The organism is Coprococcus sp. AF38-1, assembly GCF_003603945.1.
Classification (GTDB): domain Bacteria; phylum Bacillota; class Clostridia; order Lachnospirales; family Lachnospiraceae; genus Coprococcus; species Coprococcus aceti.
In genome coordinates, this window is record NZ_QVGO01000002.1 from 1 (window position 1) to 20,425 (window position 20,425).

Annotated in this window: 24 protein-coding genes, 1 pseudogene and 1 other annotated feature; of the genes and pseudogenes, 9 read left to right on the plus strand and 16 right to left on the minus strand. The window is 42.7% G+C overall.

The window, feature by feature from the left end:
* Positions 1–138: 138 nt before the first annotated feature.
* From DW025_RS02575 to DW025_RS02585, 3 genes are read right to left on the minus strand one after another with little or no spacing between them, the layout of a single operon-like run.
* The gene (locus DW025_RS02575; RefSeq protein WP_119998606.1) at positions 139–834 is read right to left on the minus strand and encodes a CvpA family protein; all 696 of its coding nucleotides are present in this window, start codon (positions 832–834) and stop codon (positions 139–141) included.
* Between the two features lie 18 nt (positions 835–852).
* The gene (locus tag DW025_RS02580) at positions 853–2,142 is read right to left on the minus strand and encodes a DUF5711 family protein (protein WP_015533409.1); all 1,290 of its coding nucleotides are present in this window, start codon (positions 2,140–2,142) and stop codon (positions 853–855) included.
* A 57-nt stretch (positions 2,143–2,199) separates the two neighbouring features.
* On the minus strand, positions 2,200–3,498 hold the full coding sequence (locus tag DW025_RS02585; RefSeq protein ID WP_117551330.1) for a LysM peptidoglycan-binding domain-containing protein: 1,299 nt from the start codon (positions 3,496–3,498) through the stop codon (positions 2,200–2,202).
* A gap of 249 nt (positions 3,499–3,747) precedes the next feature.
* Between DW025_RS02585 and yyaC the strand changes: the two genes are divergently transcribed.
* Positions 3,748–4,299 (plus strand): spore protease YyaC, encoded by a 552-nt coding sequence (gene yyaC / locus DW025_RS02590; RefSeq protein WP_118018408.1) that lies wholly within the window; start codon positions 3,748–3,750, stop codon positions 4,297–4,299.
* On the opposite strand, the gene DW025_RS02595 is transcribed toward yyaC, so the two are convergent.
* Entirely contained in the window at positions 4,300–5,412 is a 1,113-nt protein-coding gene (locus DW025_RS02595) for a hypothetical protein (protein WP_119998607.1), read from the minus strand.
* Between the two features lie 295 nt (positions 5,413–5,707).
* Here DW025_RS02595 and DW025_RS02600 point away from each other — a divergent pair, with 295 nt between their 5' ends.
* Positions 5,708–6,121: a CBS domain-containing protein gene (locus tag DW025_RS02600; protein WP_015533413.1), complete on the plus strand. Its 414-nt coding sequence runs from the start codon at positions 5,708–5,710 to the stop codon at positions 6,119–6,121.
* An 84-nt stretch (positions 6,122–6,205) separates the two neighbouring features.
* Here the strand turns inward: DW025_RS02600 and DW025_RS02605 are convergent, their stop codons facing one another.
* Both DW025_RS02605 and DW025_RS14755 read right to left on the minus strand, forming a co-directional pair.
* Positions 6,206–7,870 carry a 2-isopropylmalate synthase gene (locus DW025_RS02605; protein ID WP_117551324.1) on the minus strand — a complete coding sequence of 555 codons (1,665 nt, stop codon included), beginning with the start codon at positions 7,868–7,870 and terminating at the stop codon, positions 6,206–6,208.
* Between the two features lie 49 nt (positions 7,871–7,919).
* Positions 7,920–8,190 (minus strand) — a binding site (T-box leader).
* 73 nt (positions 8,191–8,263) lie between these two features.
* Positions 8,264–8,413 carry a hypothetical protein gene (locus DW025_RS14755; RefSeq protein ID WP_015533415.1) on the minus strand — a complete coding sequence of 50 codons (150 nt, stop codon included), beginning with the start codon at positions 8,411–8,413 and terminating at the stop codon, positions 8,264–8,266.
* A gap of 175 nt (positions 8,414–8,588) precedes the next feature.
* On the opposite strand from DW025_RS14755, the gene DW025_RS02610 reads away from it, so the two are divergent.
* Both DW025_RS02610 and DW025_RS02615 read left to right on the plus strand, forming a co-directional pair.
* The gene (locus DW025_RS02610; protein ID WP_118649840.1) at positions 8,589–9,263 is read left to right on the plus strand and encodes a uracil-DNA glycosylase; all 675 of its coding nucleotides are present in this window, start codon (positions 8,589–8,591) and stop codon (positions 9,261–9,263) included.
* Between the two features lie 18 nt (positions 9,264–9,281).
* Positions 9,282–9,890, plus strand: coding sequence for a histidine phosphatase family protein (locus tag DW025_RS02615; RefSeq protein WP_119998609.1), 609 nt, complete (start codon positions 9,282–9,284; stop codon positions 9,888–9,890).
* 60 nt (positions 9,891–9,950) lie between these two features.
* Here the strand turns inward: DW025_RS02615 and DW025_RS02620 are convergent, their stop codons facing one another.
* Positions 9,951–10,574: an HD domain-containing protein gene (locus tag DW025_RS02620; protein WP_242992738.1), complete on the minus strand. Its 624-nt coding sequence runs from the start codon at positions 10,572–10,574 to the stop codon at positions 9,951–9,953.
* Positions 10,575–10,741: 167 nt separating this feature from the next.
* Between DW025_RS02620 and DW025_RS02625 the strand changes: the two genes are divergently transcribed.
* The 4 genes and pseudogenes from DW025_RS02625 to DW025_RS02640 all read left to right on the plus strand — a co-directional run.
* Positions 10,742–12,886 carry a Tex family protein gene (locus DW025_RS02625; protein WP_119998611.1) on the plus strand — a complete coding sequence of 715 codons (2,145 nt, stop codon included), beginning with the start codon at positions 10,742–10,744 and terminating at the stop codon, positions 12,884–12,886.
* Positions 12,887–12,965: 79 nt separating this feature from the next.
* Positions 12,966–13,235 carry a spore coat associated protein CotJA gene (locus DW025_RS14685; RefSeq protein ID WP_133300884.1) on the plus strand — a complete coding sequence of 90 codons (270 nt, stop codon included), beginning with the start codon at positions 12,966–12,968 and terminating at the stop codon, positions 13,233–13,235.
* A 2-nt stretch (positions 13,236–13,237) separates the two neighbouring features.
* Positions 13,238–13,501: a spore coat protein CotJB gene (locus DW025_RS02635; protein WP_022216733.1), complete on the plus strand. Its 264-nt coding sequence runs from the start codon at positions 13,238–13,240 to the stop codon at positions 13,499–13,501.
* A pseudogene (locus tag DW025_RS02640) lies at positions 13,501–13,908 on the plus strand (manganese catalase family protein); the annotation flags it as partial. The gene DW025_RS02635 and the pseudogene DW025_RS02640, both read left to right, overlap by 1 nt.
* A gap of 83 nt (positions 13,909–13,991) precedes the next feature.
* Here DW025_RS02640 and DW025_RS02645 read toward each other — a convergent pair.
* From DW025_RS02645 to DW025_RS02655, 4 genes are all read right to left on the minus strand, one after another.
* Positions 13,992–15,560: a recombinase family protein gene (locus tag DW025_RS02645; RefSeq protein WP_101884088.1), complete on the minus strand. Its 1,569-nt coding sequence runs from the start codon at positions 15,558–15,560 to the stop codon at positions 13,992–13,994.
* An 81-nt stretch (positions 15,561–15,641) separates the two neighbouring features.
* The gene (locus DW025_RS14760; protein WP_016440029.1) at positions 15,642–15,785 is read right to left on the minus strand and encodes a hypothetical protein; all 144 of its coding nucleotides are present in this window, start codon (positions 15,783–15,785) and stop codon (positions 15,642–15,644) included.
* Positions 15,786–16,166: 381 nt separating this feature from the next.
* A complete protein-coding gene (locus tag DW025_RS02650) occupies positions 16,167–16,406 on the minus strand; it encodes a helix-turn-helix domain-containing protein (protein ID WP_006857574.1) in 240 nt (79 codons plus the stop codon).
* 1 nt (position 16,407) lies between these two features.
* Positions 16,408–16,827, minus strand: a complete 420-nt coding sequence (locus tag DW025_RS02655; protein WP_016440028.1) for an RNA polymerase sigma factor — start codon at positions 16,825–16,827, stop codon at positions 16,408–16,410.
* Positions 16,828–17,397: 570 nt separating this feature from the next.
* Between DW025_RS02655 and DW025_RS02660 the strand changes: the two genes are divergently transcribed.
* A complete protein-coding gene (locus DW025_RS02660) occupies positions 17,398–17,751 on the plus strand; it encodes a helix-turn-helix domain-containing protein (RefSeq protein ID WP_117836166.1) in 354 nt (117 codons plus the stop codon).
* A 63-nt stretch (positions 17,752–17,814) separates the two neighbouring features.
* Here DW025_RS02660 and DW025_RS02665 read toward each other — a convergent pair whose 3' ends face one another.
* From DW025_RS02665 to DW025_RS02685, 5 genes are all read right to left on the minus strand, one after another.
* Positions 17,815–18,003: a cysteine-rich KTR domain-containing protein gene (locus tag DW025_RS02665; RefSeq protein WP_117579306.1), complete on the minus strand. Its 189-nt coding sequence runs from the start codon at positions 18,001–18,003 to the stop codon at positions 17,815–17,817.
* Positions 18,004–18,130: 127 nt separating this feature from the next.
* The gene (locus tag DW025_RS02670; protein ID WP_117836165.1) at positions 18,131–18,517 is read right to left on the minus strand and encodes a hypothetical protein; all 387 of its coding nucleotides are present in this window, start codon (positions 18,515–18,517) and stop codon (positions 18,131–18,133) included.
* 10 nt (positions 18,518–18,527) lie between these two features.
* A complete protein-coding gene (locus DW025_RS02675) occupies positions 18,528–19,169 on the minus strand; it encodes an ABC-2 transporter permease (RefSeq protein WP_117836164.1) in 642 nt (213 codons plus the stop codon).
* The gene (locus DW025_RS02680; protein ID WP_117836162.1) at positions 19,159–20,028 is read right to left on the minus strand and encodes an ABC transporter ATP-binding protein; all 870 of its coding nucleotides are present in this window, start codon (positions 20,026–20,028) and stop codon (positions 19,159–19,161) included. The genes DW025_RS02675 and DW025_RS02680 overlap by 11 nt, the downstream gene beginning before the upstream one ends.
* The gene (locus tag DW025_RS02685) at positions 20,029–20,406 is read right to left on the minus strand and encodes a GntR family transcriptional regulator (RefSeq protein ID WP_117579310.1); all 378 of its coding nucleotides are present in this window, start codon (positions 20,404–20,406) and stop codon (positions 20,029–20,031) included.
* Between the last annotated feature and the right edge of the window lie 19 nt (positions 20,407–20,425).

The window sequence follows — 20,425 nt, forward strand, 5'->3', positions numbered from 1 at the left end:
GCGACAACTTCTAAATATTACCACACCGAAGTGTGTATGTCAACAACTTTTTTCATTTTCTTTGTCATCATATTCCAGTGACAGAAGAAGAAAATCGATGTCAACTTATGCCGGTCACAACCAGCAAGTGAAACTATACTAAATATCTCCCAATATGTCAATAACTATTTTCAAAAAAATGTTTTTATCGTACAGATATGTGAGAGCCTTGCTGTCGTGTACCATTTCCAGCATCTGCGAAGCCACTGAGAATGCTGACAAAAACGTTATGAGAACCATTGCGATCCATATACACAACACAGCCTGTGCAACGCCAAAAACAAGTCCGCCTGCTTTGTCCAGTCCACCGACCACGGGGATACCCGACAGAACATGCGATAACGCAAGAGCTATCAGCACGAGCAGCAGCACCACAAATATAGTTAACAGATATGACAGTCCGTTCATGACCATATCTGTGAGATAATCCACAACATATTCCACATAGTCTCCGATTGCCTTTCCATTTATCTTGTCTCCGCCGTTACTGCGTATGTAGTTCTTCACGATCTCCGGCAGTTCTGTATGTTCTAGATAATCTTCTTTCTCATAGACAGATACACTTTCACTGATATCTTCCACTCCTATGCTCTGCTCTACCTTCTGCCTCACGGTGTCTCTGAGTGGTGTATGCTGACAGAGGAACTGGTTTACATACGGATTCAGCACATTTGTCAGGATCACCGCTCCTACTATGCCCACTGCACTTACCGCACTTTTGATGAGACCTCTCCTGTATCCGATAAGGGCGCACAGAAGAATAACCGCCACAGACGCAAGCAACATCAGATTCATATGCGCTTCTCCTTTCTCTTACATGCCCTTGAGGGCAATAGTCTGCGTCTCATTTTCAAATATGACCACATACTCCTCCTCGTTTGAGTCCGGCACAACATTTACAAGATTCTTGGTGAATGAATAATTAAATTTCATACTTCCATTAAACCTGATTATACTGCAGTCCATATCTCCCGTGACTATTATCTCCTCTTCAGTTGCATATATTTTGTCAAATGCATTGTCGTAGTCCACTTCAGCCTTCAACGCACCCTTGTTGTCATATATATATATTTTGTATTTCGCCTTTGAGGCAGAATCCGAGACAGCAATATAACCCACGCAGGAAGAATTATAGAATACGCCCTGCATCTCCCTGGATCTGAGATCTATAACAGCTCTCTCCTCCGGTTTCTCCGTCATAGTGTATGTTCTTATATCTTTATTACCAAAGCATGCAATATTGTCATTATCTGTAAATTTCACGATAGGATACAGTGCATCATCCACTGTATAGCTTCCCATCATACGATCAGCATTCTCATTCTGTCCAACCGAGCTAAAATTGTACATGGCTATCACAGACTGTACCTTTGTGCCCTGTATCTTCATATAACTTGTGACCAGCTTCTGTCCATCGTTCGATATGTCTATATCCATAGGGTATCCACTTTTATCTATCGTGGTCTTGAGCTCATAGATCGTGTTGCTGTCCTTATCGTATCCATTGATATAATTGCAGTCTTCTCCCACAAGTACAAGGGTGTACACTCCCTGCTCTGCAATATCAACATTTGAGATGTCGTAAGCGAGAGTCTGACGGCTGACTTCGCCGTCAACATTAAACACATACACATCTTTACCGTTCATATCCGCAACTATCGCGTAGTTTCCGCACACCTCTGCGTGTGGCATCTTCATCGCATAGCTCACATCCCACTTTGTCACGCCTTTTTCATCTATGTAAGATGCACCGTCCTTGGTCACCTTCAGCACATTTCCCGCAAACACCGTGTAATCTGCTATATTGTCACCTGATGTTTCCGTCGCTGACACCACATCATACTGAGTGTATGTCTTTATCGCATTATATCTCAAAAGTGCAGTGACAAGTCCTAGCACAACCACAATTGCTGCGATAGCGAGGAGCATTTTGCCTTTTTTGCCCATGGTACGTTTTACTTCAATGACATTATCCCTGCCATTTGCAAGGCTTTCCTCGTCCATATCATCTTCTGTCTGATTCTGAACTTCCTGTTTTTCATCGTCTCTGCCCGCAGCAATTTCCTTATCCGCAGTTTTTTTATTTTTTGTTAAAAATTTCATATCCGTATTCCTTCTGTTCTTTATTCACTATAAAAAAACATGGTAATTATAGCATTTTTAATCTGTATAGGGAATAACCAATTTCTGGCCCTCATATATAGGTTCATCTATCTTCAGGCCATTTACCGCCGCTATACTCTCTGCGCCATCCTGCGTTCCGTACATCTTTATCGATATACTCACAAGAGTGTCCCCCGGTTCAACCACATAGATGCTCTCCGTATCCTCCGGCACAGAAGGTATCTCTGATGTTACAGCTTCATCTGAAACACTGTCCGAAGTGTATTCCGAGCCATACGAAGTTCCCTCCACCGAAGCACTTGTATTCTCCGTGCCTTGCGCCGCTGATATATCCTGCGATCCATTTGCTTTCTGTGCCATCTCTGTATCCTGCACCCCTGCCGCATTCTGAGTTGCCTCCGTGTTCTGTGATCCCGGCGTATTTTTTTGTGTATAGGCATCTCCGGATGCAGCTCCTCCCACTGTTTTCTCAGCACCGGCCATGGTGTCTGCACTGTTCATGAACACCTGAACCTCACCGGAATGTTTTGCCTTTGTCAGCCTGTCCGTTATCTGCCCCACTGTATCCGGGGATATGTACCACAATGCGCCAAATGACACCGCACATACCGCAACAAAGCACGCCGCGGTTGTACCCCAGCTCCTCTTCTTCCGGTTCTCCGTCTGTTTCCCCCTCTCTCTGAAGTTTTCAACGACCGTCTTATCCTTTATTACCACACTGTCTGTCGCAGATTCCGCAGTCTCACGCTTTCTGCTGATTATGTAGTTCTGCATTTTCTCATTTCTCACATAATATATATAGTATCCCTTTTCCCTCATAAGGGTCCCGTGATCGTAATAATAAAATGCCTCCTCACACTCCAGTGCATCCATAAGGAACAGGATCTTTCCCTCACCCGGGAAATTATCGCGGTGCAGCCTTTTCATCTGATCGTTTATCTCTGCAGAGAAACCCATTCTGGACAGGAACCATCCCACGATCGACAGGTCATCGAAGTATTTGTTTATCTCCGCATATATCCCGCTCCACTCGCTGTCACCAAATTTTATCATGGATATGTCAAATTCAAGATTCTGTGCATCCACTGCGCCGCTGACAAATATCACCTTTGTGCCATTTTCATCATATACTTTTCCGAGAAGTATGGCTCCACGGCAGTTCATATTGCCCGGCGATGCAATTCTCCTCAGATATGTCATGACATAGTCTTCTACATATATCTTGTAATTTCCCGGGGCATTTCCCACCTGTCGTATATTCTTGGGCAGCTCATATTTCACCCTGTCGCTTGACCTCATCATCTCATTTGCTTCATCATATACTATCTCTATCATTCACCCGACCTCCTATACTCTTAAGCATCAGCCCTTACAGCTCCGCCAACGATGCATGAATAATACCATGTTGACAAGACGCTTTTTTAGGAAATCATGTCATTTGATGTGTGTAACTGCGCCCTATATTCCAGCCTATTACGACCTATATCTACAGGATCACGTAAATGAGCGCTTTATGAATCTATTGTGTAAACTTTGATAATCTTGGAAATACTCTATACTATAAAACACAGGCAGGGTATTGATATGATAAAAAAGAAGCAGCGACAAACAGAATATTTTAATCCAAATGACATTCTTGCCTGCCGTGCGCTTTCAACCAGAATATCGGATTTTCTGGCAGACAGCGGGCAGCCTTCTGACAGCACCGTGGTTTTATGCATAGGAACCGACCGCGCTACCGGTGATGCTCTCGGCCCTCTGACAGGCAGCTTTCTGACAGAGCACAACTGTCCTTTCAAAGTGTACGGAACGTTAAAAGCTCCGGTCCACGCCCTCAATCTGCGCGATACCATACACCATATATACGACCTTTTTGTCTCCCCCGCCATCATCGCCGTCGACGCATCCCTTGGACGTCCTTCAGATGTAGGTATGATCACGCTCTCTAACGCCCCCCTGTACCCCGGAATCGGTGTAAATAAAAAACTCCCGGCGATAGGAGATATCTCCATCACCGGGATTGTAAATCTGTCTGGAAAGCCAGGTATGAGTCTTCTTCAGAGCACCAGGCTGTATACCGTCAGCAATATGGCACGCTTCATCTCTGACGCCATACTGTCATCATCGACACACTGACTAGCTCTCTCCCTTATAAACCTCTATGGCGCCTGACACTGTGCTTGCCGTGCCCTCCTCCATGATCGATATAAGATCAGAGAGTTTCTCTTCTGTGAGCAGATCTTTGCCAAGGAATGTGACATAGCTGTCAGTCAGATGGCTCTGCATATCAGCAAGCTGTGACTCCATGGCATTGATCTTTTCCTCGAGCTGCTTCAGATCCGCCTTAAGTGCGTCGATCTTCGGCTGCCGTCTTCCTGTTATCTCATCAGTTATAACCTGTTTTGTATCATTCTCAAATACTTTTATCGCCTCAAGCTTGCGATTGCTTATATCCTCGCGCTCCGCCTCAAGCTCGCTGAGCTTTTCATCATATTTGCCAAGATTATATACACTCTCATCCTTGTCTCTTGTTATCGAGTTTCTGATGATCCTTATCTGCTTGTTGTTGGCGCGGACCTTGTTTCTTATCCGCCTGCCCTCATTGACGATCTCAAGATTCTTTACCTTGGCAAGATTGAACACTATAAAATATATGATAAATTCTGCTATGACAATCGCCTGACTGATCACCACATACGTCAAAGTGTGAACTCCGGTCTGGTATATGGTGTATGAAAGCGCCACGCATACAATCGCCGGTATACATCCGCAGAACAGGAGTATAAGCAGTATAAGCTTAAACACGTCGCCTGCTCCGCACGGAGCGAACATACAGTAGAAGAAGCCCGTATTGCAGAAGCCCGATACATTGTTCTGCTTAAACAGCTCCTTTGCCTTGAGTCTGAGCTGTCTGTTGCTCTCGTTCAGAGAGGCCGTCTCGCTCTCTATTCGGTTGCCCATACGCTCCGTCCTCTTCTTATCCTTTTTCGACTGAAGCTGCCTTATCTTGGCTCCGTTCGCCGAAAGCTGCTGGTCATATCCATCCTCTATCTCATTCTTTCTGTTTTTCAAGGTTGAACTGATCTCATCAGAAAGGCCCTTTTCCTCCTGTGAGATGCTCCTGCTGGTCTTTCTCTGTGCCGTTCTCGCCTGTTCAAGGTTGTCCTGCACATCATCGATAGCCACCACCAGCTCCCTTGCCTTTATAAGATATTCCTGATTCTCCTGGAAAACATTCTCCGATCCCATACAGTCCTCCTTATGTCTCTTATAATATTGCATATCAAGTTTATAATATCAAATCGCCTACTAATTAACAACATAATTTTGCAAATTCTGACACATCTGACACATTTCGGATTATATTCTGAAAATACTTTCTTATCATGCACCCGGTCACTATTATTTCACAGTAATTTAATTGAACTCATACTGATTATATTTTATAATTATTACATATGGGCAATAAGCAATATTTATGGTATTTATCATTTACAGAATGGGGCTGTAAAATTACAAATTATATATGACAAGGAGAAGCGACATGAACATTTTATTTTTTCTTACACCTAAGAGCGATGTAGCATATATTGAGGACAGTTTTTCACTCAGACAGATACTTGAGAAGATGGAGATACACAGATATTCTGCAATACCGATACTATCCAACACCGGTGAATATGTCGGCACCATAACGGAGGGCGACATTCTCTGGTACTGCAAGCGCAATTCGATGAACGCGCTCAAAACCGCAGAGAGCATCTTCCTTAATGATATTCCAAAGAAATTCGAGTACGCCTCCGTATCCATCAGTTCCAACATGGAGGATCTCATAGCCAGAGCCATGGTGCAGAATTTTGTTCCGGTGGTTGACGATCAGAACAAGTTCATCGGCATAGTTACACGAAAGGATATCATCGGTTACTGCTATAAGAAACTTAAGACCAGCGAATCATAAAAAACACCCGGATATGTAAGCATTTTGCCTGCACATCCGGGTATTTTAATGTAATTCAATATATCTTAATCCCTAATTTAATATCTAATTGAGATCTCCTGTTCTGTTGACGGCGCTCACGAGTGCATGTACAGATGCGTCTATGATATCGTCCTTTATTCCTGCGCCCCATGTAACCTTACCATCGGCAGTCTCGACTCCGACATAGGCAACGGCCTGTGAGTTGGATCCTGTCTGAAGTGAATGCTCCTCGTAACATACAACCTTGAACTGTATGTCAAAGTGCTTCTTTATAGCGTTGCTCACGGCATCCAGACGTCCATTTCCCTTACCATGGTAAACCTTCTTCACTCCATTCTTCAGTATGGTTATCTCTGTGGATATTCCATCTCCCTGTACGAAGTGATTCTCAAGCATCTTGACAGGTCCATCTATATTGACATATGTATTCTGGAATATATCCAATACTTCCTTTGGACTGAGCTCCTTGTGCTCCTTATCTGACACATCCTTTACTGTGTAGCCCAGATCCTCTCTGAACTTTGCAGGAAGGTCAAAGCCGTACTTCGTCTGGAGGATGAATCCAATTCCACCCTTTCCTGACTGGCTGTTTATTCTGATAACATCGCCATCATACTTTCTTCCGATATCCTCAGGGTTAAGAGGCAGATATGGACAGGTCCACATTCCGTCTCCTTGCTCTTTTCTGAACTTCATTCCCTTGGCAATGGCATCCTGATGCGAGCCTGAGAATGCGGCAAATACAAGCTTTCCTGTATATGGTGAACGCTCGTAAACCTTCATTCCTGTAACTCTCTCATACATCTCTGTGAGTGATGGTATATCGCTGAGATCTATCTCAGGGTCAACTCCATGGGTGAACATGTTCATGCAGAGTGTGATCACGTCCACATTTCCTGTTCTCTCACCATTTCCAAATAATGTTCCCTCTATTCTGTCTGCGCCGGCAAGGATACCAAGTTCTGCATCTGCCACTCCACAGCCTCTGTCATTGTGAGGATGAAGTGAAAGGATAATATTCTCCCTATCGTGGAGGTTCTTGCTCATATACTCTATCTGGCTTGCGTAAACATGTGGAAGTGACATCTCGACTGTTGCAGGGAGGTTGATTATAACCTTTCTGTCCGGTGTCGGCTTCCATACATCGATAACTGCGTTGCAGACCTCAAGTGCATAGTCAACCTCTGTTCCGGTGAAGCTCTCCGGTGAATACTCAAAACGATATGGAACGCCGTACTCATCAGCCATCTTGTTGAGCAGCTCTGCTCCATCCACTGCTATCTTAAGTATCTCTTCCTTTGACTTTCTGAACACCTGCTGTCTCTGGGCAAATGATGTTGAATTGTACAGATGTACGATCACGTTCTTTGCACCCTCTATAGCCTTAAATGTCTTCTCTATGATATGTGGTCTTGCCTGTGTAAGTACCTGTATCGTGACATCATCAGGTATGAGATCCTGCTCTATAAGTGTTCGGCAGAACTCGTACTCAGTCTCGGACGCTGCAGGAAATCCGATCTCTATCTCCTTGAAACCGATCCTGACAAGCTCCTTGAAAAATTCCAGCTTCTCATCAAGGCTCATAGGTACGATCAGGGCCTGATTACCGTCTCTCAGATCCACGCTGCACCAGATAGGTGCTTTGTCAATATACTCCTTGTTTACCCAGTCTGTGCACTGTACCGGCGGCATGTAATAGCCACGCTTGTAATTCTGATAATTCTTCATTGATATAACCTCCTACTTAAGCAAAAAAAAACTCACATCTCCTAATCACTATAGAGACGTAAGTTACGCGGTACCACTCTATTTCATACAATAATGTATGCTCTCATCGCAGATACAGATGAACGATATACTTACCGCCGTCTTATACCCTCCTGCTGTAACGGTCAGGCTCCGTCCCTTCCTACTTCACACGATCATCTGACGTGCCATTCAGCGGGCTGCTCCAAGGCGAGTTCAAACCCTATCGATCACCGCCTCACACCAACCGGCGGTTCTCTGAACATCTCCAGAATTCTACTGCTCCTCTTCATCGCATTATCTAGGCTGACTCTAACACATACAAGTGTCAGATGTCAACCCCTTTTCGCTATAATCCTATATATATTAACAGTTCTACCAGACAATAAATCTCTTGTTCTTGAGAGATCTTCCGCCTGCTGTAAGCATCAGTATACCCACTACAAGACCAGTAACTATCGTTATAACCCCAAGTGCTATGTTGAGTGCTCCAACCTGCTTCATAGTCTTATATGCTTTCTCCATACTCATATGCTCCTTTCTATAAGCCTTTATCAATTCTCAGATATGGTAAGTATATCATGTGATATTGCTTCTTACAACTTAAAACTTGAATTAGTTTATTTTACTTTGCACCCCGCCCGTGATAAAATAACTGTGTTTCGGATCATTATATTTGTATACAAAAAGGAGTATCAATATGCCAGCAATAACAAATGACTGGGCTGAATATCTTAAGCCTGAATATAAGAAACCTTACTATAAAAAGCTGTTTGATTTTGTGGGGCAGGCATACGCAACGGAAACTGTCTACCCACCAGCCGATGATATATTCAACGCATTTCACACAACGCCGTTATCCCATGTAAAATGTGTGATAATCGGTCAGGATCCATATCATGAGCCGGGGCAGGCACACGGTCTGAGTTTCAGTGTGAAACCAGGTGTCACCATACCACCATCGCTCGTCAACATATATCAGGAGCTTCACGATGATCTGGGATGTAAGATCCCCAATAACGGATATCTTGAGAAGTGGGCCGACCAGGGAGTCCTCATGCTCAATGCCGTGCTGACCGTTCAGGCTCACAGAGCCGGTTCCCATCAGGGAAAGGGCTGGGAACAGTTTACCGATGCAGCGATCAGGATCCTGAACGAGCAGGACAGACCTATCGTGTTCATCCTGTGGGGTGCATACGCCCAGAAGAAGGCCGCATTCCTGAACAACCCACACCACCTGATCCTGAAGTCCGCACACCCAAGTCCACTGTCTGTATACAGGGGCTTCTGGGGAAGCAAGCCGTTCAGCAAGACCAACGATTTCCTGGTTGCAAACGGAGTCGAGCCTATCGACTGGCAGATCGAGGACATTTGATTTTGGAGGACTGTACACATGGAGATTTATATTGTAAGACACGGTGAGACCGTATGGAATAAAAAGAAGCTGCTTCAGGGCCGGACTGACATTGAGCTCAGCGACAAAGGACGAGAGCTCGCCAGGATCACAGGAGAAAATCTGAGAGTCACACACTTTGATATGGTGTTTTCCAGCCCGCTTAAGAGGGCTTACGAGACAGCCAGCCTCATTGTCGGCGGCAGGGACATTCCAATTGTGAAGAATGACCTCATAAAGGAAATGTGCTTTGGCGACTGGGAAGGGCAGAATATGTCAGAACTTCTGGCAGACGGAGGTCAGGATTTTCAGTATTTCTTCAAGCATCCTGAGCTCTATCACCCGGTTGGAAACGGTGAATCATTTGAGGAGCTCTGCCAGCGGGCGGCCAGATTCATGACTGAGTATGTAGAGCCACTCTCCTCAAAATATTCAAGAATCATGATCGTTGCCCACGGTGCGATAAACAAGGCGATGATGATGCATGTGAAAAAGCATCCGCTCGAGGAGTTCTGGTCAGGCGGACTGCAGCAGAACTGCAACGTGATAATGCTTGACTACTCGGACAACGTATATACGATCATCGATGAGACAAAAATTTTCTATTAGATTATAAATAGATCATAAAAACAAAGAGCGCTGTCCCAGCTTCATCCATGATACAACCTATCATGAATGTTTCAGGTTCAGCGCTCTCTGCACTTCCAGTATCTGCTCTTCTATCTTATCTGCGAGCATATATATCTGTTCATTATATCTTCCATCTATTCTCCGCATAGCCTCGGGAAGTGGATTGAGAATGTCCGTATACGACTGCTTTATCTTCTTCTGTATCCACCTCACATCAGGCATGTAAACTATCGTCCTGAGATTGTGGAGCCTGTCCGCAAGCTTCACGATCACCGTCTGGTATGAGCCTTGGGAAAACAGCCTTCTGGCATATACGGAAAACGGCTCCCCCTGTATCCTGGTCAGAAGTCTCACCTGCTCGCGTATGTCCGCACCAAATGCATTCTCTATATCGTCAAGTGTACATTCTGTATCTTCAACCGTGTCGTGAAGAAGTGCAGTTATAAGGATATCCTCGTCGGTTATCCCACACTCTTCTCTCAGGATATTGTATACGCCAAGTATATGTTCATCATAATAAGGCATCATACCGCCATTCCCACGGCGCATCTGCCCTTCATGAAATGCTTTTGCCATATCCATAGCCTGCTGTATGCGTTCTGAAACCTGTACATCCGGTCCAACCATATCATCAACGCCTTTTTCCAGTGTCATGTCAGCCATCTTCTTATCCCTTTCAGTACATCCCAAACTACACAAAGTATAACATAGCAGCCTTGAATAATCTATCCATTTTTTATATACTTAACAAATGTGCTTCTATTAAATTTTACATTTACAATGAAATATTTTTTACTTTGCACATCACACTTTACAAAAGGAGTATATACATGGACATAATCAAGAAAATTGCTCAGGAGATAGGCTGTCGTGACAGCCAGGTTGAAGCAGCGGTGAAACTCATCGATGAGGGCAACACCATTCCATTCATCGCCAGATATAGAAAGGAAGCCACCGGCTCCCTCAACGACGAACAGCTTCGTCTTCTTCACGAAAGACTTGTATACCTTAGAAATCTCGAGGACAAAAAGGCTCAGGTCATTGCAAGTATAGAGGAGCAGGGAAAACTTACAGACCAGCTCAGGGCGGACATTGAGAAGGCCGAGACCATGGTTCTGGTTGACGATCTCTACAGACCATACAGGCCTAAGCGAAAGACAAGAGCAACCATCGCCAAGGACAAAGGGCTGGAGGGACTCGCAAACATCATCATGCTGCAAATAACCAGAACTCCGATAGTCAAGGAAGCTGAAGCTTATGTGTCTGAGGAGAATGGCGTTGCAGACACCAGCGAAGCCATTGCGGGCGCAATGGACATAATCGCTGAAAATATATCTGACACTGCCGATTACAGAACTCACATAAGAGATCTCACCACCAGACACGGTGTGCTGAGAACAACGGCAAAGGATCCAGAGGCCGAATCCGTATACGAGATGTACTACGACTTCTCCACCCCTGTATCCAAGATGACCGGATACAGAACACTCGCCGTTAACCGCGGTGAAAAGGAAAAGTTCATCACGGTAAAGATCGAGGCACCCGTCAACGACATAATATCATATCTGAAAAAACAGATCATCGTCAGAGACAATTCTGAGACCGAACAGATACTTTCAGACGTGATCACAGACAGCTACGACAGGCTCATAGCCCCTGCCATCGAGAGGGAGATCAGAAACGCCCTCACAGAGACCGCTGAGGACGGTGCCATCAAGGTATTTGCATCGAATCTGCAGCAGCTCCTCATGCAGCCTCCTATCGCAGGGCAGACCGTGCTCGGCTGGGATCCGGCGTTCAGAACCGGCTGTAAGCTCGCCGTTGTGGATCCGACCGGAAAGGTTCTCGACACCGTTGTCATATTCCCAACAGCACCTCAGAAGAAGGTTTCAGAGGCTAAAAAGACTGTGAAGGCTCTTATAAAGAAGTACGGCATAACTCTTATATCCGTAGGAAACGGTACTGCATCCAGAGAGTCAGAGATGGTGATCGCAGAGCTCATCAGCGAACTTGACACACCTGTACAGTACGTGATAACCAACGAGGCCGGAGCTTCTGTATACTCAGCCAGCAAGCTCGCCACCGAGGAATTTCCTCATTTTGATGTTGGCCAGAGAAGTGCTGCTTCCATCGCCAGAAGAGTACAGGATCCTCTGGCAGAGCTGGTCAAGATCGATCCAAAGGCCATCGGAGTCGGTCAGTATCAGCACGATATGAACCAGAAGAAGCTGACAGAAGCCCTGGACGCAGTTGTAGAGGATTCTGTAAATAAAGTCGGTGTCGACCTCAACACCGCTTCTGCCCCACTCATGGAGCACATTTCCGGAATTAACAAGACTCTTGCCAAGAATATCGTGGATTACAGAGAGGCAAATGGACGCTTCAACACCAGAAAGGAACTCCTCAAGGTTGCCAAGCTCGGACCTAAGGCATTTGAACAGTGCGCAGGTTTCATGAGGATAAGCGGCGGCTCAAATCCTCTGGACGCCACATCTGTCCATCCAGAGAGTTATGATATAGCCACTGCCCTGCTGAGCCACATCGGCTACACAACCGATGACATTGCATCCGGCAGGCTCAAGGATCTTTCAAAAGCCGCCGGCAACATCAAAAAGCTAGCTGAGGAGCTGGGAACAGGAACGATAACTCTCAACGACATCATAAAGGAGCTTGAAAAGCCTGCCCGTGATCCCCGTGACGAGATGCCAAAGCCGATCCTCAGAGGAGATGTCCTTGAGATGAAGGATCTGACAGAGGGAATGATACTCAAGGGAACCGTCAGAAACGTGATCGACTTCGGCGCATTTGTGGATATAGGTGTTCATCAGGACGGACTTGTCCACATCTCAGAGATGTCCGACAAATTCATAAAGCACCCTCTTGACGTGGTGAGCGTCGGCGACATAGTCCAGGTAAAGGTCATCGGCATAGACCTCGCCAAGAAACGTATACAGCTCTCCATGAAGGGTATCTAACACACAACAAAATACAGTAACATATTTAAGCCTCCGGCATAGTTTATACAGAGAAAACTTATGTGTGGAGGCTTTTATAGTGGAACAAAACAGAAACTGCAGCCGTAACGGCCAGAATCGATGCTACTATAACCAAGGAACCTCTGTTAAATATACCGCCTCATCCGGCTCCAAGCCACGTTCCTGTGAATCCGGCACTGCCCCATCCGCAAGATCAGGCAGGCCCCTTGGAATGGCTTATATCCCTGAACAGCCCTTTGAAAATCTGTACGATGCAAAGTGCGGACTTGTGGAGGGAACCATGTTCAAGGATCTCAATCTGATATTCTGCGGGGTAAGGGGGAAATAGGCATGAATAAAATGAACAAAAAACAGCTTCTGCGCTTTATCACAGAGGTCTCTTTTGCACTTGACGATATTGCGCTCTATCTCGACCTTCATCCCGACTGCACCAAGGCGCTTTCGAGCTATGACAACTATCAGAGCATGCGCACCCAGGCTATAAATGATTACGTGAACATGTATGGGCCGCTGAACAAATATCAGGTCACTGACAACAACTATTTCAACTGGGTCAATGACCCTTGGCCATGGGAAGGAGAGTGTAACTGCTAATGTGGGTTTATGAGAAAAGATTACAATTTCCTATAAATATAAAGGAAACCAACGCAAAGCTGGCTCAGGACATAATCAGTCAATACGGCGGCCCAGACGGCGAAATGAGCGCCTCCATGAGATACCTGTCGCAGAGATATTCCATGCCTGACAAGAAGGTCAAGGCGGCTCTGACCGACATCGGAACCGAGGAACTTGCCCATCTCGAGATGGTTGCGACCATCATTTACCAGCTCACAAGGGATCTGAGCATCGAGGAGATCAAGGCATCTGGATTTGACAAATATTATATCGACCACACTATCGGCATCTGGCCCCAGGCGGCAGGAGGAATTCCATTTAACGCCTGCGAATTCCAGTGCAAGGGCGACGCGATAACAGATCTTTTTGAGGATATGGCCGCTGATGGTACGATTGTGTAAAGACAACATTGAGGTTTTAAAAGATAGTTCCCAATAATCTGGCATACTAGCTGCCAGATATGAGAACTTTAGAAATTCCAATGTATCTCAATAGGTACTTCCTTAGTTACAGGGTCTTTCTTACCGACCAATACATAATCAATCAGCTTTTCAACCGTTTCCCTGTCTAAGTGTTCAAGATTTGTATATTGCTCGATTAACTGTCGTCTGTTATCGCCAATCAGCATTTTTCTTTCAATAACATCAAGCTGTTTCTGCGTATCAATTACCAGTTTTTCGAGCCTTTCTTTTTGTGTTGAGAAATCTTTAGATAAATCCAAGTAATCAAGTTCGGAAAGAATACCCTTTACCTTATCTAAATATAGTTCACGGATTCCTTTTGTGTATTCCGCAATCTTTTTTTGATAAGCAGCAATCTCCGTTTCCAAAGCTTCTTTTTGACCTCGCAAGTCATTATTGAATTGCACATTTTGTTCAAGCTCATCTTTATCCAGATATTCTGCGGATAACTTATTAAGTTCATCAATCACAGCTTTTTCCAATTTGTCTACTGAAATGAAAGAACCTATACAAGCGTCCTTTGCTACATGGCGGTTAGAACATTGTAAATAATGCTTACCACGATTCTTTGATGAACGCATTGTATAACCACAATTCATACAGCGAGCTTTTCTGGCAAATAAGCCGATTGTGCCAACTGTGAAAGGTTTTGCCTTTTGAGCTACCAATGCTTGAACCCTATCCCATAACTCACGGTCAATAATCGGCTCATGTGTACCCTCAACTCTGTACCACTCGTCTTTTGGTCTGGGTTTGTTTTGCTTTGTCTTATAAGAAACGCTGCCATATTTCCCTTGAACCATATTCCCGATATAGATTTCATTCACCAACATATCTGATATGGCAAAATATTTCCATAGGGTACTGTTTTTCGTTTTAGGCTGCTTGTAACGCAAACCATGAAGTCGTTTATATTCCGTAGGGTTTGGTATTCCTCTGTCATTCAGCATACGGGCAATGGCGGTCTTTCCATATCCCTGTGAAAACAGTGTAAAAACTTCTCTGACAACTTCCGCAGCTTCTTCATCAATAATCAAATGCCCTTTTACGTCAGGGTCTTTTTTGTAACCATACAGGGCAAAAGCACCGATATGGTGTCCGTTCTTTCTTCTGTCAGTGAGAACGCTTTTAATGTTTTCTGACATATCCTCTAAGTACCACTCATTCACCAGACCATTTATCTGTCTTGATTTCTTATTTCCTTTATTAGCGGTATCTGCATTATCAACAATGCTGATGAAACGAATACCCCAAATAGGGAAAAGACCGTGGATATATTTTTCCACTAATTCTAGTTCTCTGGTAAATCTGGATTGTGTCTTACAAAGGACAATATCAAATTTACGATTCTTTGCGTCCTCCAACAACCTGTTAAATTCTGGTCGTCGTCTGTCAGAACCAGTGTAATCATCATCACTGTATATGTTGTAGACTTCCCAACCATGCTCTAATGAGTATTGAAGTAACATTGACTTTTGATTCTGAATACTGTTACTGTCGTCTGTTTCTGATTGTTTGTTTCTATCTTCCTCTGATAAGCGGCAATAAATAGCAACTCTTGATTTTGATTCTATCATGCTTCGTTCTCCTTTTAGAGAAGACGAAACAAACTATCTCTACATAATGTTATTATAACATCTCGTAGGATAGTTTGTCTATCATCTGGCAGGAGTTGCCTTTCCTTTATTTTTTTCATATTGATTTATCAACTCTATCCATTTTAGAGTAAATGCTTTTGTAAACGCCGCTCTATCACAATTTTTAAAAACATTCTTGCAAACTACCTTTGCGTCATTTGCCATTGAACCACCTCACTACAATATATTTACAAAGTATGCAAAAATGCTTGTACATTATGAAAGAATTTGTCTATAAATAAGAAGTAATCAGATGGCTTTGGAAAGCTCCACTGGAATTTCACCATTCCCATTCTGATGGGTGAACCGTGTCATACGGGTGTATCATTATTCTGATATACAGGTCATGGCAGCAACTTTTCCAACAGTCGCTTACGGATCACTGGCATGGTCGCTCGCTTCTTTATTCCTCCTTTCGTGGGTCATGGCGTTCCAGTCTGTCGGCTCACCGTATATCAAACGTATCTGATTACTTTATTCATTTTTCAAAGAACACTTGTAAAACGGAGCTGGAATGAGGTGATAGAACACTCCGTATATATTCGCTTATTTCACTCTGACTTCAAAACCTAGAATTGCTTTAATAAGAGCAGCTCTGATTCTGCCTTTCAGTTCCATGTCGACCACAATATACATATTTCCGTGTTCATCATAGAACGGGCGTAAACTTGCTTTTGATATGTAAGCGTCATAGTGATTTAATATTTTCTCTATTGCCACTTCGTCGCCATCAGCAGCTAAACTGATTGTGGAGAATAGAGGACACTTTTTTGTAGACTTCATCATGTTATAATTCCTCCTCATACATATCTCTAATGAGCTTTAGTGAACACATTCTGTTTCTATAAACAGAGTTTCTGGAAATATCCAAAATCTCTGCGATTTCTGCGTCTGGTAATTCCAGAAAATAGAACATCAACACAACATTGCGTCGTCTTTCGCTTAATTTTTTGATTGCTTCACATAATTTCTCATCATAGACACGAACTTCTGTACCAAACACATCAAAGGAAGTAAATTCAATCGGGTATTCGTCCGATACACCCAACTGGTTTAATTCCAGCTCTGGTATTTCACAGAAAGATATTTCATGCTTTGCACGTCTGGCAAGTTCTTTGTTGTAGTTCTTTACAGTTCTGCCAATCACCTTACGAGCCAGACAGTCAAATTGAAGTCTTATAGCGTTCTCAAATGAAGAAGGTTTCATAATCTCACCTCCTTTCAAGTTGAAGTTGCTAAAGCGAAAAGGCTTTTTACCTCTTTCCGCACTAACACTCAACACGGAGGGGCGATTTGTAACCCGAATCAGAAAAAAATCAAAAAATTTTTTAAAGTAGCAAAAAAGCACAAGGGCATATAAGAAATGCTGTTCTTGTGCTTTTAAAATTGTTCCTGTTATGTAACGTGAAAAACCATATTCAAGGGTATATTGTGCCGCTGTGAAAGCTAGGATTTTTTTGACAATAACGGATATATTGAAAATTGTCGATTATACAGGTCTTTCAATGCGGCTACCTCCCAAAGCCGCTAACCCAAAACCATTATGTTGTTTTTCTATTGATGGGAAAAGAAAAAGGCGGCTTTTCAACCGCCATCTGGAAAAAGGTATTTTGTGACACGCAAAAACGGTACTGTTGATAGCGGTTTTTTTATTTGCCGCTATGCAGCACTTTTTAATTGATTTACGCATAATAGGAACTGGTAAACCTTACTATACGTTTTTCTATACCTGTTAGAAAATCAACAGGAACAGTAAAATGTAGTGAGGTGATTACATATGCGTAAAAAAGAAGATAAGTATGATTTTAGAGCCTTTGGTCTTGCAATCAAAGAAGCTCGCATGAAACAAGGTCTTACCCGTGAACAAGTGGGAGCAATGATTGAGATTGACCCACGCTATTTGACGAATATTGAAAACAAAGGGCAGCACCCAAGTTTACAAGTATTTTATGACCTTGTTCATTTATTGAATGTATCAACAGACGCTTTTTTCCTGCCTGCTTCTGATCTGGTGAAAAGCTCCAGAAGAATACAGTTGGAAAAGCAGCTTGATAACCTGTCCGACAAAGATTTAGTTATCATGGAAAGCGTTATTGACGGAATCATCAAGTCTAAGGAAGTGGAGGAGTAATCCTATGCTTTTTAGCTTTCCAATAAAATAAGCCGATAACCCAAGATAAAACTATTCTCGGTGTTATCGGCTCTGCGTCTGTGCGTCTGGCTCTTTGATTACTATTATTTGTAGATTTTTGGCTTCTATTAAGGTTTCCTGTTTACATTTCGGACAATAGAGCGGGTAATTTTTTAAAACCGTATCTTCTCTAATTCTGTCACGGGTTTTGTTGCCACAAACAGGGCAGCGTATCCATTCCGTTTTTTTCATCATTACCTCCACTTTGCTATTTCTTTCTGTTTTTCCATGCCTTATAAATCAAATTGGCAATAGGGAACAACACACAAATGACTATAAACCATTCTGGAAAATGTGGCATATCCTATATCCCCTTTCTCTAATGAATTTGCATAAACGCAGCTATAAGTATGCTACCTACACCAATTAAAAATCCTATAATAATTCGTTTTACTGAATAACTGTATATTTTGTCTGGCTGGTTTCGGTCATATCGGATAGGAATATGCGTTCCTATCTCGGAGGTAAGAGAAACCTGTATGCGATTTTTTGACACAATCCGCTTGCCATTTACCAGATAGGAAACCTCTGCCAGTTTTGCATTACGCCATTTTTCGTTTGTCGGGTTTGTAGACTTTATTGAAACAATCATTCCATCTGTTTTCATTGTCTTTCCATGTTTCAAGGCAAACAAAATACAATTAAACAAGGCGAAAGTAAACGATACTCCTGCTATCAAATACAAAATAATTACATCATGTTCCATACGATACCTCCTATGCCAAATCGCTCTTTTCAAAAAACTTAATTGACAGAATAGCGGATATTGAAAAAATGATAAGACTAATTACAATACCAAAAATAATGAGCATTGTTGTGGAAACCGTATTTAAGAAATCAAACTTCATCTTATTTTCTGGTTTAAACAGAGCTGCAAACAAAATAGGGGATGCCATAATAACTAAGACAAAGAAAAATTTTGTTTTTTCATATCCCAGTTTATATAAAGCAGGAAAATAAACAGATAAAAATACAGTGACCGTAAAAAAAATGATAACCGCCATCCTAATATCAAACGTTCCAAGTTTTGGGAAAAGAAGTGTGTCAATCCCAAAAATCAAACAGCATACCGCATAAATAACCAGACAAAATAAATATTTTGAAAGTACAATCAGCCTACGGGGATATGGCGTTGCACAAAGCAGAGTAGCGGCTTTCGGATATTGATGTTCCTTTAAGGAAACATATTGTGTCAACATGAAAATACTGAAAATAATAGTAAGTGTGAAACCCATAGCTCCAGCCGCTTCAGGTGTACGCCAAAGCATAATAGGCGGAATTAAAAAGGATACAATAAGCATAATACCCACATATTTCTTTACAATTAGAAAATCTTTTTTTACTAAGCTAAATAACATTCTTTTTTCTCCTTTCCACATTCGCAAGCATAATGTCTTCAATCGTTGGTCGTTCTATAAGAACATCCTGCATACATTCCATAACAACAGAAGCCTGTTTTGTAATTCCCGTAAAATTAAATGCACTTTCTTCTGTGCAAAGAAACATCTTTCGTGTATCTGAATTCAGTTTCTCTGCACTTCCTTTTATAATTCGATAGCTGTCAAGCAACTGGTCTTTTTCTTCTTGAAAAACAATCTGCCCACTATCAATCATAATCAGCATATCTGCAATTTTGTCTAAATCAGAGGTAATATGCGTAGAAAAAAATACACCTTTTCCATCTTTGTTCATATAATCTTTTAATATATCCAAAAGCTGGCTTCGTACCAGTGGGTCAAGTCCGCTTGTCGGTTCGTCCATAATAAGTAGCTCCGCTTTATGTGAAAGAGCTAATGCCAAAGCATATTTCATACGCATACCTTTCGACAGTGTATTGATTTTTTGCTTTGGGTTAAGCTCGAAACGTTCTAAGTAATCAATAAAATCTTGTTCACACCAGTTTTTATAGGCAGGTGCTATGATGCTTTTCATTTCTGAAATGGTTAATTCATCATAAAAACAACCATCATCAAGCACAATACCGATACGGTCTTTTATTTCGCTTTCATTTCCCTTTATGTCCATACCAAAAAAATTTATTTTCCCCGACACATTGTTGGTAAGCCCTAAAATACTTCGTAGAGTGGTTGTCTTACCTGCCCCGTTAATTCCCACAAATCCAGTGATACATCCCTCTGGTAAATAGAATGAGATGTCCTTCAAGGAAAAATCATCGTAACTTTTATTGATTCCAGATACTTCTAAAATATTGTCCATTCAGTTTTCCTCCTCGTATAGAATGTCCATCATGGCATTTAATTCCTCTTTGCTGATATTTAGTGATTTAGCTGTCTGTATCATATCAAGCATTTTTTTCTCTACAAGTCGCCGTTTGGACTCCCTTAATAATTCAATATTACTTGTAGAAACAAAAGTCCCGATACCGACTTGACTTGTAATAAATCCCTCTTTTTCCAATTCATCATATACCCTCCGTATTGTTAGGACGCTGACTTTTAAATCATTTGCAAAGGAACGGATAGACGGAAGGGCGTCGCCCTCCACTAATTCCTCTCTTAAGATAGCGTCTTTTATTTGGTCTTTGATTTGCTGGTAAAGAGGATTTTCAGATGTATTAGATATTACTATCTTCAAATATCTTTCCTCCTTTAGT